This window comes from Rhodovarius lipocyclicus (assembly GCF_009900765.1).
Classification (GTDB): Bacteria; Pseudomonadota; Alphaproteobacteria; order Acetobacterales; family Acetobacteraceae; genus Rhodovarius; species Rhodovarius lipocyclicus.
Map to the genome: position 1 here is coordinate 76,534 of NZ_JAAABL010000001.1, position 14,635 is coordinate 91,168.

Here is a 14,635-nt window from a genome sequence, read left to right on the forward strand (position 1 = left end):
ACGGGTTCGGTATGCACTGACCCTGCAATTTGTATACCAGTATCGTCAATCCAACCCGGCGATCAGATCCAGCAGGTTCTCCCCCAGCAGGGTCAGGTGGGCGCGCATGTGCTTGTGGGCGGCCTCCGGGTCACGCGCGATGATGGATTCCATGATCGCCTCATGCTCCGCGATGGTGTCCGCGATCCGGCTGGGCATGTCCGTCACACGGCGGCGATAGACGGCCACGCGGTTGCGCAGGCGGCGGGTTTCCTCGGCCAGGAACTCGTTGCTCGCGGCCTCGTAGATGGCCTCGTGGAACTCCTGGTTCACGTCGTAGAAGGGCTCGACGCCCGCACCCGCCGCGCGCACCAGGCGCTGGTGAATGCCGCGCAAAACCTCGATCTGCGGGGGTGTGATGCGCCGGGCCGCGAGGCGCGCGCACAGGCCCTCCAGCTCCCCCATCACCTGGAACATCTCGATCAGCGTCTGGGCGCGGATAGCGCGCACCATGGCGCCCTGCCGGCCGCGCAATTCCACCAGCCGGTCGGCGGCCAGCAGGCGGAACGCCTCCCGCACCGGGGTGCGCGAACAGCCATACAGGTCGGCGATTTCCTGCTCGTCCAGGCGGCTGCCCGGGGGGATGCGGCCGGCGGCGATCTCGGCTTCCAGCTTGCGGTGCAGGGTGTTGGCCAATGTCTCCTCCGAGACAGGGGCGCGCCGCTTTTCTGGCCGTTCTGCCTGAAGTGCTGCCTGCTTCTTACTCATATGTCGACAAAAGCCCATCCTTTGTGTGCACAAGCACCCGCTTCTGTATTCCAAGCAGGGCCGGATCACGCGATCAAGGGGAAATCAGAGACCAGCCCGAAAGGCCCCGACTCACCTTGGCCGATACCGCCCCCCCTCCTCTGCTGGAGATGAGCCGCATCTCCAAGACCTTCGGCCCCGTGCAGGCGCTGAACGGGCTGGAGTTGTCCGTCTCCCCCGGCGAGTTCGTGACGGTGGTGGGGCCCTCGGGCTGCGGCAAATCCACGCTGTTCAACATCGTGGCGGGGCTGGAGGAACCGGACCAGGGCGGCATCCTGCGCTTCAAGGGCCAGTCCTGCCACGCGGCGGAACTGCTGGGCCGGGTGTCCTTCATGCCGCAGCGCGACCTGCTGCTGCCCTGGCGCAATGTGGTGGACAACGCGATCCTGGCGAATGAGATCGAGGGCGCCAACCGCCGCGAAGCCCGCGCCAAGGCGCTGGCCATGCTGCCGGAATTCGGCCTGGCGGGCTTCGAGAAGCAGTACCCCCACCAGCTTTCGGGCGGCATGCGCCAGCGCGTGGCGCTGATGCGCACCTTCATGTTCGAGCGCGACCTGCTGCTGCTGGACGAGCCCTTCGGCGCGCTGGACGCGCTGACGCGCACCATGATGCAGCGCTGGCTGCTGGATGTGTGGCAGCGCCATCGCCGCACCATCCTGTTCATCACCCATGATGTCGATGAGGCGCTGTTCCTGGGCGACCGCGTGCTGGTGATGACCGCGCGCCCGGGGGCCGTGAAGCTGAACTGCCCCGTCCCCCTGCCCCGCCCGCGCCATGCGGATCTGGTGACCGCGCCGGAATTCGTGGCCCTGAAGCGCCAGGTGCTGGACGCCATCGAGGAAGAGGCCATGAAATCCTTCACCGCCAGCACGGGCGCGCATTCGTGACCCCCGCCGAGCAGGAAGCCCGCATCGCCCTTGCCGCCTGCTATCGCCTGGTGGCGCGTCTGGGCATGGATGACCTGATCTACAACCACATCTCCCTGCGCGTGCCGGGTGAGGAAGGCGCCTTCCTCCTCAACCCCTACGGCATGCTGTTCGAGGAGATCACCGCCTCCTCCCTGGTCAAGATCGACATCCATGGCCGCAAGCTGGACGACAACCCGAACCCGTTGAACGCCGCGGCCTTCGTCATCCATGGCGCGCTGCACATGTCGCGCCACGATGCCGCCTGCGTGCTGCACACCCATTCGGATGCCGCGACCGCCGTTTCCGCGCAGAAGGCCGGGCTGCTGCCGCTCAGCCAGTTCGCCATGCGCTTCTACAACCGCCAAGCCTTCCATGAGTACGAGGGCGTGGCCATCGACCTGGATGAGCAGACCCGCCTGATCCGCGATTTCGGCACCCACCCGGTGATGCTGCTGCGCAACCACGGCGTGCTGACCGTGGGCCGCACCCCGGGCGAGGCCTTCATGCTGCTGTATTATTTCGAGCGCGCGGCCCGCATCCAGTTGCAGATCCAGGCGGCGGCGGCCTCCGGCGCCGAGATCGTCACCCCGCCGCATGAGGTGTGCGAGCACGCCGCCCGCCAGTTCTGGGAACTGAAGGGCGACATCCTGATCCCCGGTGAGCGCGAATGGCCGGCCTTCCTGCGCCAGCTCGACCGTGAAGACCCGTCCTACCGTTCCTGAAGGAGAGATGACGATGCAAAGGCGTGCGCTGCTCGGCACCATCGGTGCCACTGGTCTTTTCCCCGCCATCCGTCCCGCCGGGGCGCAAGGGTTGCAGCGCGCCACGCTGCGCCTGAAATGGCTGGCGCAGACGCAATTCGCGGGTTTCTACCTGGCGCTGCAGCGCGGCTATTACCGTGAGGCCGGCATCGATCTGACTATCAACCCGGGCGGCCCCAACCTGCTGACCGAGAACCTGGTCGCCACCGGCGCCGACACCTTCGGCCTGTCGGGCGGCACGGACAGCGTGTTCGCGGCGCGCGAGCGCAACCTGCCCATCCAGTGCGTGGGCATCGCTCATCAGCAGACGCCCTTCGTTTTCGTGGTGCGCAAGGACAGCCCGATCCGCACCCTGCAGGATTTCCGGGGCAAGACCATCACCACCTGGTTCACCGGCGCCAACTACGTGCTGCTGGGCATGCTGGCCCAGGCCGGGCTGCGTCAGGGCGACTTCACCATACAACCGCAGCAGGTCAGCGTGACGCCCTTCGTCGATGGCCAGATCGATGTGGTCACCGCCACCCGCTACAATGAGTTCTACACGCTGATGACCCGCATGGGCCGCGACAATCTGCGCGTGTTCGTGCCCGACGAATTCGGCATCACCTTCCCGCGCGACACGCTGATCGTTTCCGAGCAGACGGCCCGCGACAAGCCGGACATGGTGAAGGGCTTCCTGCGCGCCTCCATCCGTGGCTGGCGTGAGGCGCTGGCCGACCGCAAGGCCGGCGTGGACGCGGTGATGGCGGTCGCCCCCACCCTGAACCGCGAGCACCAGGAATTCATGCTGGAGGAAGCGGGCAAGCTGATGGTCGCCGGCGCCGCCGCGCAGAACGGCATGTTCTGGATCGACCAGGATGCCGTGAAGGCCGCGCATGACTTCCTGCTGCGCTATGAGGTCATCAAGTCGGCGGTGAACCTGCCGGCGGCCTACAACCGCAGCTTCCTCGAAGGGCTGTCGGCCGCGGATCGCGGTGTATGAGCATGCGCGGCCCGGCCCTGGCGATGCTTCGGCTGCTGGCCGGGCTGCTGATCGCGGGTGCGGTGTGGGAGGGCGCGGTGATCGCCCTCGGCATCCGCCCGCATATCCTGCCGCGCCTGGGCATGATCTGGGGCGCGGTGATGCAGGCCCCGCAGGCCTATTGGGACGGTTTCCTGCGCACGCTGATCGAAACGTTGATCGGCTTCGCCATGGGCGCCTGCGTGGGCGTGCTGAACGGGGTGGTGTTCTTCCGCCTGCCCACGCTGCGGGACATGCTGCTGCCCATCTTCGTCGTGTCGCAGACCATCCCGGTCATCGCCTTCGGCGCGCTGGTGGTGCTGTGGTTCGGCAACACGCTGATGGCCAAGGCGATCATCGCCTTTTACCTCACCTTCTTCCCCGTGACCGTGAACACGCTGCTGGGGCTGAATTCGGTGGACCCGCGCCAGGTGGCGCTGCTGCGCAGCTTCGGCGCCAATGGCGCGCAGATCCTGTTCCGGCTGCAACTGCCCATGGCCCTGCCGCAGACCTTCGTGGCGCTGCGCCTCGCGGCCTCGCTCAGCCTGGTGGGTGCCATCGTGGGTGAATGGTTCGGCGACACCACGGGCCTCGGCGTGCTGCTGCTGCAGGCGATGTACAACGAGAATGTAGTGGCGCTGTGGGCCGCCATCTTCTGCTGCGCCATCCTGGGCACCGGCTTCTACGCGCTGGTCGCCTGGGCCGAGCGGCGCCTCGTCTTCTGGGGGGCGGAGCAATGAACCGGTCCGCGCTGCGTGGCGTGATCGGCGCCATCCTGCTGCTGGCGGTGTGGGAGGGGCTGGCCCGCGGCTTCTCCCTGCCCGCCTACACGCTGCCGGCGGTGTCGGAGATCATGGCCGCCGTCTGGCGCCATCGGGCCATGCTGCTGCCGGCCGGCTGGCTGACGATGTGGGAGGCCCTGTCGGGCTATGCCGTGGGTTCCGTGCTCGGCATCGGCTTCGCGGTGCTGCTGGCCGTGCTCACGCCGCTGCGCGGGCCGCTGCTGCCGGTGCTGATGGCGATCAATTCCGTGCCGGTCGCCGCCTATTCGCCGCTGGTGCTGCTGTGGTTCGGCATCGGCGTGGCATCCAAGGTGGTGATGGTGGCGCTCGCGGTGGGCTTCACCGTGTTCCTCTCGGCGCTGGCGGGGTTCGACCGGGTGGACCGCCGCAGCGTGGACCTGATGCGCAGCTTCGGCGCGGGGCCGCTCGCCATCCTGTGGCGGCTGCGCCTGCCCGCCGCCCTGCCGCTGATCGCCACCGGCATGCGGGTTTCCACCGTGCGCAGCCTGATCGTGGCGATCGTGACGGAGATGCTGGGCGCCTATGGGGGCCTCGGCTGGATCATCTACCAGGCGGTGGTGCAGATCGACTTCGTGCAGGTGTGGTCGGCGATCGTCGTCGCCTCCTGCATCAGCCTGGCATTTTTCGGGGTGGTGGGCGCCATCGAACGTAGGGTGATTTTCTGGCGATGACGCGCAAGATGCATTTCGGCCTGTTCCTGCTGGGAACGGGCAGCCATGTCGCGGGCTGGCGCATGCCCGGGGCCTTCGACAGTTTCCAGGACATGGACGCGGTGCGCGAGATCGGGCGCATCGCCGAACAGGGCCTGTTCGACCTGATCTTCATGGGCGACAACCTCTATGCCGACCCCACGGCCCACCCCTCCTACACGGTGCGGCTGGAGCCGCTGACGATGCTGGCGGCACTCGCCTCCAGCACATCGCATATCGGCCTGGGCGGCACGGTCGCCACCACCTATTCCGACCCCTTCACCACCGCCCGCGCCTTCGCCTCGCTGGACCATATCAGCAAGGGGCGCGCGGTGTGGAACGCGGTCACTGGCTCCAGCCCCCAGGCCGGGCCGAATTTCGGCCGCCTCCACCCCAAGCATGCCGAGCGCTACGCCATCGCCGCCGAATATGTCGATGTGGTGCGGGGCTTGTGGGATTGCTGGGCGGATGACGCCATCACCGCCGACCGCGCCACCGGCCAGTACATCGACGCCGCCAAGGTGCGCCCGCTGAACCATGAGGGCGCGCATTTCTCGGTGAAGGGGCCGGTCAATATCGGGCGCTCGCCGCAGGGCCGGCCTCTGATCTCCCAGGCCGGCGGCTCCGAGCCCGGGCAGGAGTTGGCGGCGCGCACCGCCGATCTGGTTTTCGCCGTGGTGCAGGATTTCGAGGAGGCCCGCGCCCAATACGCGGCGCTCAAGGCCCGCCTGCCGAAATACGGCCGCCGCGCGGAGGAGGTGGTGGTGCTGCCCGGCGTGATGCCCGTGGTCGGCCGCACGGAGCGCGAGGCGCTGGACAAGCTGGCCCAGCTGCAATCCTTCGTGGACAGTTCCAACGCGCTGCAACTGCTCTCCGACCGGTTCGGCACGGATATGAGCCAGTACGATCTGGACGGCCCCATCCCCGACCTCGCCATCCCCGACACCTATCAGAGCTTCGCCGCCGCCCTGCTGAACAAGGCGCGGCGCGAGAACATGACGCTGCGCGACCTGTACAACCTGACCGCGGCCGCGCGCGGGCACTGGGTGCTGTGCGGCTCCGCCGAGCAGGTGGCCGATACCTTGCAGCAGTGGTTCGAGGGCGGCGCGGCGGATGGCTTCAACATCATGCCGTCCCACTTCCCCGACGGGTTGAAGGATTTCGTGGAGCTGGTGGTGCCCATCCTGCAATCACGCGGCCTGTTCCGCACTGCCTATGAAGGCGGCACGCTGCGCGATCTGCTGGGGCTTTCCCGACCCGTGCGCATTCCGGCCTGATCCGGCCGGCGCTAGCCTGCCCCGGCATTCAGAGGGAGGCTGGCGCATGGTCTGGCAGGTGAAACGCGACCTCATCGGCTACGGGGAAAACCCGCCCGACCCGCAATGGCCGGGCGGCGCCAAACTCGCCGTCAATTTCGTGATGAATTACGAGGAAGGCTCCGAGCCCTCCATCATGGATGGCGAGACCCAGAGCGAGGCCGGCCTGACCGAGGCGCATGGCCCGGGCCACGGCATCAAGGGCCGGGACCTAGCCGCCGAGAGCATGTTCGAATACGGCAGCCGCGTGGGCTTCTGGCGCCTGCACCGGATGTTCCAGGAACGCGGCCTGCCGCTGACCATCTTCGGCTGCGCCCTGGCGCTGGAGCGCAACCCGGAAGCCGCCGCCGCCATCCGCGCCGCGGGCTATGACGTGTGCTCGCATGGCTGGCGCTGGATCAAGCATTCCGAACTGACCGAGGCGGAGGAGCGCGAGCACATCCAGCGCGCCGTCGCCAGCCTGGAAAAGACCGTGGGCCATCGCCCGGACGGCTGGTACTGCCGCTACGGACCCTCGGTGAACACGCGCCGGCTGGTGGTGGAGGAAGGCGGCTTTCTCTACGACAGCGACTATTACGGCGAGGAACTGCCCTTCTGGACCGAGGTCGAGGGCAGAAAGCACCTGGTCGTGCCCTATTCCCTGACCAACAATGATGGGAAATACGCCGGCTGGATGGGCACCTCCGACCAGTGGTTCTCCTTCATCCGCGACGCCTTCGACCTGCTGTATGAGGAAGGGCTGAAGGGCCGGCCGAAAATGATGTCGATCGGGCTGCACATGCGCTTGATCGGCCATCCGGCCCGCGCCATGGGGCTGAAGCGGCTGCTGGACTATATCGGCGGCAAGCCCGGCGTGTGGGTCACGCGGCGGGTGGATATCGCCAGGCACTGGATGGCGGTGCATCCGGCGCCGTAGCGCGTGGCATGCCGCGTGCATGGCCCGGCGCATGGAAACCGTCCCCTCGCTCGCCTTCGCGCTCGATCTGCTCGGCCGGCTGGCCGCCGAAACCGAGGACACGCCCGGTGTCACCCGGGCCTCCTTCGGCGCGGGAGAAGCCACGGCCCACCGCCTGGCCGCCGAGGCCGCCCGCGCCATCGGCATGGAGGTGCGCTGGGATCTGGTGGGCACGCTGCACGCAACCCTGCCCGGGCGCGACCGCAGCCTGCCGGCGGTGGTCATCGGCTCGCATCTGGACAGCGTGCCGCATGGGGGCAATTTCGATGGCGCGGCGGGGGTGGTGCTGGGGCTGGCCATCGCCCACGCCCTGCGCCGCGCGGGCGTAACGCCGCAGCGCGACCTGCTGGTGCTGGGCATCCGCGCCGAGGAAATGTGCTGGTTCCATGCCCATTACCTGGGCAGCCGCGCGTTGTTTGGGCTGCTGCCGCGAGACGCCGCCGACACGCTGCGCCGTGCCGACACCGGCCAGACGCTGGCCCAGCACATGCAGGACCAGTTCCTGGACCCCACACCCATTCGTGAAGGCCAGGCCCTGCTGGACCCCGCCCGCGTCGCCTGCTTCCTGGAACCGCACATCGAACAGGGGCCGGTGCTGGTGGAGACCGGGTTGCCGCTGGCCGTCGTCACCGGCATTCGCGGCAGCCTGCGCTATCCGCGCGCCAGCGTGACCGGCGCCTATGCCCATGCGGGCGCCGTGCCGCGCGCCGGGCGGCGGGACGCGGCGCTGGCGGGTGTCGCGCTGATCTCGGCGCTCGATGCCCATTGGGCGGCGCTGGAGGCAGCGGGCGCCGATCTGGTCTGCACCGCCGGCATCCTGGCGACGGACCCCGTGCACCACGCCCCCACCAAGGTGCCGGGCGCGCTGCGCTTCAGCCTGGACATCCGCAGCCAGGACGCGGCCCTGCTGGCCGAGATCGACGGCTGGCTGCGCGTCACCGCCGCGCGCATCGGCGCGGAGCGCGGCGTGACCTTCGATTTCGGCCCGCCCACCCACACCAGCCCCGCGCTGATGGATGCGGGGCTGCGCGCCGCCCTGCGCGCCGCCGCCGCCGAGGCCGATGTGCCGGTGCGGGACATGGCCTCCGGCGCCGGGCATGATTGCGCGACCTTCGCGGGGCTCGGCATCCCGTCGGCCATGCTGTTCCTGCGCAACCGCAACGGCAGCCACAACCCGGAGGAAGCGCTGGACGCCCCCGACATCCACGCGGCGCTGAAGGTGCTGGTGCCCGCTGTCGCCGGGCTGCTGGGCGCGCGCCTGCCGGAAGCCGCCCATGGCTGAAGGGGGCGCGGCCTACCCGATCGCGCGCCCCGCCTCGCCTAGCGCGTGCAGCACGCGGTTGCGGGCGCGCTGGGCGGCCACCGCCAGCAGCTTCGCGGCATCGCTGCCGGCCTCGGCCGCCGCCAGCCGGCGCAACGGGTCCAGCACCGGCCAGGGGGATTGCGGCAGGGCCGGGTCATGGCTGAAGCGGTCGCCGGTGGTGTAGTCCAGCGGCACCAGCGCCCGGGACAGGCGCATCAGCGCCGCGTCATCCGGCGTGGCGGCTTCCACCCGGGCCAGCAGCGCATCCAGCGCGGCGAGCGCCGCCTCCGTGCCCGGCAGCGGCACCAGCTGCGCGCGCAACTGCGCCAGATGCGCCGCGTAATCCAGCGGCAGCACCGCATCCGTCAGCAGCCGCGCGATGGTGTGGACATAGACCCGCGTGTCGCGCACCAGATTGTCCGGGTCGATCTTGTCCAGCAGGTCATCCGGCGTGTGCCACCACCAGCCGAGCGAATGGCGCATCTTGGCCCCGCCCGCGGGCTGCTGGCTCATGGCCATGTACATGGCGGGCACGCCGATGCCCCAGAAGCTTTCGTCGCCCGCGCGACCGATGCGCTTGCCCTTGTGGGCCTGGCCGGTCTGGGCCGGCACCGCCTCAGCGGCCAGTGCCGCGAGTTCGCTGGCCGTGCCCGCCTCGCCCAGCACCGAGAAACCCTTGCCGCCGGTGCTGTCCACATTCACATGCACGGCGCAGCGCGCGTCCAGCTCGGCCCAGTGATGGTCGGCATACCAGGCGCTGCCGGAATAGCGCCCGTGGGAATGGCCGGACCAGAAGCACAGCCGCAGCCCGCGCTTCCATTCCCCGCGCCGGGCGGCCAGCAGGCGGGCCACCTCCAGCATCGTCACATTGGCCGCGCCATTGTCCATCACGCCGAAATACCAGGTGTCGTGATGGCCGCTGAACAGGATGAAGGGCGCGTCCGGCTCGCCGATCTCGGCTTCCAGGATCGGGGTGCGGCGCCAGCCGGTGTGCACCTCTGCGTGCAGCACCACATGGGGGGCGGCGCCGGCCTCCAGCTTCGCCTTCACCGCCTCCCCATCCGCCTGGGAGATGGTGACGACCACCGTGCTGGGCAGCATGGATTGCGTCTCGGGCGCCGGGCTGCCCCAGACTGGTGAGAGGCACATCTCGTGCAGATGCTCATGCGGGCTGATGTGCAGCTGGCCGAGCGCACCCGCGCGGCTGGCGCGCAGCGCCACGGCGGGGCTGGCGATGCCCTCGGCCAGCACGATCTTGCCGCGCGCGTCGATGGCGGCGAATTCGGCCTCGCTCCCCTCCCCCACATAGACCAGCGGCGCGGAGAGCCCGCCGGGCGGCGAGGACACCGCCATGGAATGGGTGATGGATTTCAGCGCCACGCCATCCACCACCGCGCTCGCGGCGCCGGGCAGCGAGATATAGGCGTCGTGCTCCAGCACGCGGGTGCGATAGCCGAAGCCATCCAGCTGGGCCTTCACATAGGCCAGGCTCTCCGCTTCCTCCGGCGTGCCGGACAGCTTCACCCAGCGGGCGAGCTCCGTCAGCCAGCCCATCATGCGGGCGCCGTCCACCTGGGCGCAAAGTTGGTCGATCAAGGCGCGAGCCTCCCCAGTTCATCGGCGAGCGCGCCGGATTGTTCCCGCTGGCCCTGCTCGATGGCGGTGATCAGTTCCACCAGCTTGTCGGCCATGGGGGTTGGAATGCCGTGGCGGCGGGCGGCGGCGCGCACCGGGGCCAATTGGGCGGCCACATCGGTCTGGCGCTTGCGCACCGCCAGATCTCGCCAGATGCCGCTGTGGGTCTTCGCGGAGCCGCGGTTGTAGCGCTCCATCACCGCCATGCAGGCATCGATGCCGGCGGTGTCGTTCGCGGCGAAGGGGGCGGGGTCGAAACCGTCGAAACCGATGGGGGTCACGCCCTCGGCGGCCGCGATCGACAGGATCTCGCGGATGATGCCCACGATCAGGCGGCGGCGGGCCGGGTCGCCCACGAAATCCGCGATGGAATCATGCGTCAGCGCCGAGGATTTCAGCATGGCGCCATAGCCGGCCTTCCCCCACAGGAAGCCGAACACATTGTCGCTCAGCACCGCGTCGGGCTCGAACAGCTTCAGTGTTTCATGCAGGGCGGCGATGCGCGGGGTGGTGGCGCCGTCCAGCTCCCCCACCACCACGGCGCCGCGCACGCCGTACAGGATGCGCCCGGGCGCCAGGTAATCCGCGCCGAAATTCACGAAGGAGCCGATGGTGCGCGCGCGGCCCACGATGTCCGCGATCACCAGCTCATTCAGCCCGTTCTGGCAGGAGACGACGGCGCCATCCTCGGCCAGGAAGGGGGCCAGCGCGCGGGTCGCGCCCTCCGTGTGATGGGCCTTCACGGCCAGGATGATCAGCTTGTGCCGCCCGCTGAAATCCTGCGGCAGGAAGGCCGGGCCGCCGGTGGTGAACCGCGCGATCGGGCCTTCGATGCTCAGCTGCCCGGCGTTGATGGCGGCCACATGCTCCGGCACCACATCCACGAAGGTGACGGGCACGCCGGCGCGGCGCAGGAAGGCGCCGATGGTGCCGCCGATGGCACCCGCGCCCCAAATCACGACAGGCTCTGCTTGGGGCATCGGGTCGCGTCCTTTACTATGCTGCGAACCAGCATGGGCCAACTCGGGTGCCTGTCAATCCGTTTGACAATTGTCTGGCAATGCAGGCAGGTTTCACATGATGGACATCCTTCCGACACCGCTCCGAGAGGGCCTGACCCTGCGCCAACAGGCGGAGGAAGCCTTGCGCACGGCCATCGCCACCGGGCGCTTCCTGCCCGGCCAGCGCCTGACGGACCGCGAGCTGACCGAACTGCTCGGCGTGGCCCGCAGCACGGTGCGCGAGGCGGTGCGCCAGCTCGAATCCGAAGGCCTGATCACCACCATCCCCTTCCGGGGCCCGACCGTCGCCAACCTGACCACGGAGGAAGCGCGCGACCTGTACGAATTGCGCGCCATCCTGGAAGGCGAGGCCGCGCGCCTGTGCGCCGAGCGCGGCCGCCCCGAGCATTTCGCCGCCATTCTGCAGGCGCTGGACGCGATGCGCGCCGCGGCCAGCGACGACGCGCTCAGCGGCGTCATGGTCTCCAGCGCCGATTTCTACCACGCCATCTTCGATGGCGCGGGCAACGCCGCGCTGAAGCACTCCATCGTGGCCATCCACAACCGGCTGGCGATCTTCCGCTTCAGCTCCACCAAATACCCGGGCCGCATCGCGCAATCCCTGAAAAGCCTGACCGCGCTGGCCGAGGCCATCACCAGCCACGACGGCGATGCCGCCCGCGCGGCCGGAATCCAGCACATCAACGGCGCGGCCGAGCTGGCCCTGTTCCTGATCGGGGAACGGGCCAAGGGCGCGCTGGCCGCACGCCGCCGGCGCGGCGGCAACGACTAGGGGAACACATCTTGGATCTCGATTTCACCGGCCGCATCGTGGCCATCACCGGGGCCGCGACCGGCTTCGGTCAGGCCACCGCCCGCGCCTTCGCCCGGCGCGGCGCCCAGGTCTTCGCCACCGACAAGGACGCGGCGGGCCTAGCCAAGACCGCGAACGTCCCCGGCATCACCACCCATGTGATGGACCTGACGGACCCTGACGCCGTGGCCGCCTGGGCGCGTGGCATCGAGGCCGCGGCGGGCCCCGCCCAGGTGCTGGTGAACAATGCCGGCGGCGTGCTGGGCCGTGCCTTCCACAAGATCGAGGAGGCGAGCCTGGAGGATTGGCACGCCATCCTGGCCGTGAACCTGGACGCCGCCTTCCTGACCACCCGCGCCTTCGCGCCGGGGATGAAGGCCGCCGGGGCCGGGCGCATCGTCAACATCAGCTCTGGCGCGGGGCTGCGGGCCTCACGCACCGGCATCCAGGCCTATACCAGCGCCAAGCACGCCATGATCGGCTTCACCCGCCAGATGGCGCAGGAGCTGGGGCCGCACGGCATCAATGTGAACGCGGTGGCGCCGGGGCTGTTCGCCGTTTCCCCCGGCACGCGCAAGCAATGGGACAGCTACGGCCCCGAGGGCCAGCAGCGCGTGATCGACGGCCTCGCGCTGCGCCGCATGGGTGAGGCCGAGGACATCGCCAAGGCGGTGCTGTTCTTCGCCTCGCCGCTCAGCGATTTCGTCACCGGGCAGGTGCTGCCGGTCAACGGAGGTTCCTTCTGATGCGTCTGACCCGCCGCTCGCTGCTGGCGTCCTCGCTGGCCACCCCCGCCCTGGCGCAGACCCCGGGCGGGGCCTTCCCCAACCGGCCGCTGCGCATGGTCGTGCCCTTCGCCACCGGCGGCGGCACGGACGTGACCATGCGCCTGCTGGCGCCCAAGATGGCGGAGATCCTGGGCCAGAACATCATCGTCGAGAACCGCCCCGGCGCCGGCAGCACGGTGGGCACGGATTTCGTCGCGAAATCGCCGCCCGATGGCTACACGCTGTGCCTGGCCACGCTGTCCTCCACGGGCATCGCGGCCACGCTGTATCCCAACCTGCCCTACGACCCGGTGCGGGACCTGACGGCGATTGCGCCCACCGTGTTCATCCCCACCAGCGTGGCCATCACGACGCGCGGCTGGAACGTGCGGGACCTGCCGGCCTTCGTCGCGGCGCTGAAGGCGCGGCCGAACGGGTATTCCTATGGGTCCTCGGGCATCGGCACCACGGGGCATATCGCCAGCGTGAACTTCCTGCGCCATGTCGGCGCCCAGGCCGAGCACATCCCCTATCGCGGCGCGGGGCAGAGCTTCACGGCGCTGCTGCAGGGGGAGACGCAGTTCACCCACGACATCCCCTCCCTGCTGAAGCCGCACCATGAGGGCGGCGGGTTGAAGGTGCTGTATGTGAACCAGGACACGCGCTCGACCCTGCTGCCGGAGGTGCCCACCGCCGCCGAGGTCGGGCTGCCCGACTACAAGGCCTATTCCTGGTACGGCATTTTCGGCCCCGCCGGCCTGCCGCCCGCCGTGACCGCCCGGCTGAATGAGGCGGTGGAGTTGACGCTGGCCGACCCCACCATCGCCAACCGGCTGAACGAGATGGGCACGCCGCCGATGCGCGGCTGGAGCCCGGAGCGCTTCGCCAACTATGTCCGGCAGGAGATCGTGGACTGGGCGCCGCTGGTCAGGGCCTCCGGCGCGCGGGTGGAATAGGCCGGACATGTGATGCGGGGCGCGCCCGTGCGGGCCTAAGCTGCGGAAGGAGGCCTGCGATGGCGAGATCCTTCTTCGGCAAGGTCAAGGCGATGCTGGGCGGCAAGCCGCCCGCCCCGCCCTTCCGCCCGCCGGTGCCGGCCTGGCGCCCCTCCTTCGCGCAGCCGCTGGAGCGCGTGATCGACCGCCTCGCCTACTACGCCAATGGCAGGAAGGATTTCTGCGTCTTCCGCCACGGCACCTGCGTGCTGCTGCCGGAGGGGCTGGACGACGCGGCCGCCCGCGCCTTCGCGCTGGAGGTGCTGGCGAGGATCTTCCACTACCACCCCGACATGTCGCCGAACCCGATGGACGACGGCAACATCACGGTCAGCTACAACCACCCGGCGGTGAATGTCGTGCTGGCCGATGTGGCGCGCGAGCACTGGCCCGAGATCGAGGCCCGCCACCTGGATGGGCTGGCCACGGCCGAGGTGCTGTTCACGCCGCTCGGCCGCAACACCTTCGACGATTTCGGCAAGCAGGCCCTGCTGGGCCGGGCCTATATGTTCATGGACGCCCAGGCGCCGGAGATCGTCCAGATCCGGCGGCACGGCTGAACCTCAGTCATTCGCGCTGCGCTCCAGCGTGACGGAGGCCGCGGCGGCGCCCAGGATGCTCAGGATGCGCTGCACCGGCAGGCCGGTCTCCAGCGCCTCATCCATCAGCTGGTCCAGCCGGGCGGTCAGCGCCAGCGCGTGGCCCGCGGGCATGCCGGCCACGATCAGCCCCGCCTCCCACTGCCGCAGGAAACGCATCTGCGCGTCGGCCTGGAATTCGCTGTCCTGCAGCCTCTCGTGAAACAAGCCCGAATCTCCCGGTCGTGGCGATCGGCGCAGCCTGCCAGGGGCTGCTTGCGCTTTCGTGAATCCTGGCGGCAATCACTGCTTAACCATGCCGGA

At 69.3% G+C, this 14,635-nt stretch carries 16 protein-coding genes; 12 read left to right on the plus strand and 4 right to left on the minus strand.

From position 1 onward, the window contains the following. Window positions 1-45: 45 nt before the first annotated feature. Window positions 46-675, minus strand: coding sequence for a GntR family transcriptional regulator (locus tag GT007_RS00340; RefSeq protein ID WP_236571417.1), 630 nt, complete (start codon window positions 673-675; stop codon window positions 46-48). 188 nt (window positions 676-863) lie between these two features. On the opposite strand from GT007_RS00340, the gene GT007_RS00345 reads away from it, so the two are divergent. The 8 genes from GT007_RS00345 to GT007_RS00380 are packed head-to-tail and all read left to right on the plus strand — an operon-like array spanning window position 864 to window position 8,500. Next, complete coding sequence (locus GT007_RS00345) at window positions 864-1,673, plus strand: ABC transporter ATP-binding protein (protein ID WP_236571418.1); 810 nt, start codon at window positions 864-866, stop codon at window positions 1,671-1,673. Next, window positions 1,670-2,416: a class II aldolase/adducin family protein gene (locus tag GT007_RS00350; RefSeq protein WP_160119580.1), complete on the plus strand. Its 747-nt coding sequence runs from the start codon at window positions 1,670-1,672 to the stop codon at window positions 2,414-2,416. Before GT007_RS00345 ends, GT007_RS00350 begins: the two co-directional genes overlap by 4 nt. A gap of 13 nt (window positions 2,417-2,429) precedes the next feature. After that, a complete protein-coding gene (locus tag GT007_RS00355) occupies window positions 2,430-3,437 on the plus strand; it encodes an ABC transporter substrate-binding protein (RefSeq protein WP_201451750.1) in 1,008 nt (335 codons plus the stop codon). Further along, window positions 3,434-4,195: an ABC transporter permease gene (locus GT007_RS00360; protein WP_160119582.1), complete on the plus strand. Its 762-nt coding sequence runs from the start codon at window positions 3,434-3,436 to the stop codon at window positions 4,193-4,195. Before GT007_RS00355 ends, GT007_RS00360 begins: the two co-directional genes overlap by 4 nt. Further along, window positions 4,192-4,929, plus strand: coding sequence for an ABC transporter permease (locus GT007_RS00365; RefSeq protein ID WP_160119583.1), 738 nt, complete (start codon window positions 4,192-4,194; stop codon window positions 4,927-4,929). The genes GT007_RS00360 and GT007_RS00365 overlap by 4 nt, the downstream gene beginning before the upstream one ends. Continuing rightward, entirely contained in the window at window positions 4,926-6,224 is a 1,299-nt protein-coding gene (locus tag GT007_RS00370) for an LLM class flavin-dependent oxidoreductase (protein ID WP_160119584.1), read from the plus strand. Before GT007_RS00365 ends, GT007_RS00370 begins: the two co-directional genes overlap by 4 nt. A 46-nt stretch (window positions 6,225-6,270) precedes the next feature. Then, window positions 6,271-7,179: a polysaccharide deacetylase family protein gene (locus GT007_RS00375; protein WP_201451751.1), complete on the plus strand. Its 909-nt coding sequence runs from the start codon at window positions 6,271-6,273 to the stop codon at window positions 7,177-7,179. 31 nt (window positions 7,180-7,210) lie between these two features. Further along, window positions 7,211-8,500: a hydantoinase/carbamoylase family amidase gene (locus GT007_RS00380; protein WP_160119585.1), complete on the plus strand. Its 1,290-nt coding sequence runs from the start codon at window positions 7,211-7,213 to the stop codon at window positions 8,498-8,500. 12 nt (window positions 8,501-8,512) lie between these two features. Here the strand turns inward: GT007_RS00380 and GT007_RS00385 are convergent, their stop codons facing one another. Together GT007_RS00385 and GT007_RS00390 are read right to left on the minus strand one after the other, a co-directional pair. Continuing rightward, on the minus strand, window positions 8,513-10,117 hold the full coding sequence (locus GT007_RS00385) for a M28 family peptidase (RefSeq protein WP_236571419.1): 1,605 nt from the start codon (window positions 10,115-10,117) through the stop codon (window positions 8,513-8,515). Next, the gene (locus GT007_RS00390; protein WP_160119586.1) at window positions 10,114-11,136 is read right to left on the minus strand and encodes a ketopantoate reductase family protein; all 1,023 of its coding nucleotides are present in this window, start codon (window positions 11,134-11,136) and stop codon (window positions 10,114-10,116) included. The genes GT007_RS00385 and GT007_RS00390 overlap by 4 nt, the downstream gene beginning before the upstream one ends. A gap of 97 nt (window positions 11,137-11,233) precedes the next feature. Here GT007_RS00390 and GT007_RS00395 point away from each other — a divergent pair, with 97 nt between their 5' ends. From GT007_RS00395 to GT007_RS00410, 4 genes are read left to right on the plus strand one after another with little or no spacing between them, the layout of a single operon-like run. After that, window positions 11,234-11,950, plus strand: coding sequence for a GntR family transcriptional regulator (locus GT007_RS00395; protein WP_160119587.1), 717 nt, complete (start codon window positions 11,234-11,236; stop codon window positions 11,948-11,950). A gap of 11 nt (window positions 11,951-11,961) precedes the next feature. Next, entirely contained in the window at window positions 11,962-12,717 is a 756-nt protein-coding gene (locus tag GT007_RS00400; RefSeq protein WP_160119588.1) for an SDR family NAD(P)-dependent oxidoreductase, read from the plus strand. Next, the gene (locus tag GT007_RS00405; RefSeq protein ID WP_160119589.1) at window positions 12,717-13,694 is read left to right on the plus strand and encodes a Bug family tripartite tricarboxylate transporter substrate binding protein; all 978 of its coding nucleotides are present in this window, start codon (window positions 12,717-12,719) and stop codon (window positions 13,692-13,694) included. The genes GT007_RS00400 and GT007_RS00405 overlap by 1 nt, the downstream gene beginning before the upstream one ends. A 59-nt stretch (window positions 13,695-13,753) precedes the next feature. After that, window positions 13,754-14,293 (plus strand): hypothetical protein, encoded by a 540-nt coding sequence (locus GT007_RS00410; protein WP_160119590.1) that lies wholly within the window; start codon window positions 13,754-13,756, stop codon window positions 14,291-14,293. Window positions 14,294-14,296: 3 nt separating this feature from the next. On the opposite strand, the gene GT007_RS00415 is transcribed toward GT007_RS00410, so the two are convergent. Beyond that, the gene (locus GT007_RS00415) at window positions 14,297-14,539 is read right to left on the minus strand and encodes a hypothetical protein (protein WP_160119591.1); all 243 of its coding nucleotides are present in this window, start codon (window positions 14,537-14,539) and stop codon (window positions 14,297-14,299) included. Window positions 14,540-14,635: the final 96 nt, after the last annotated feature.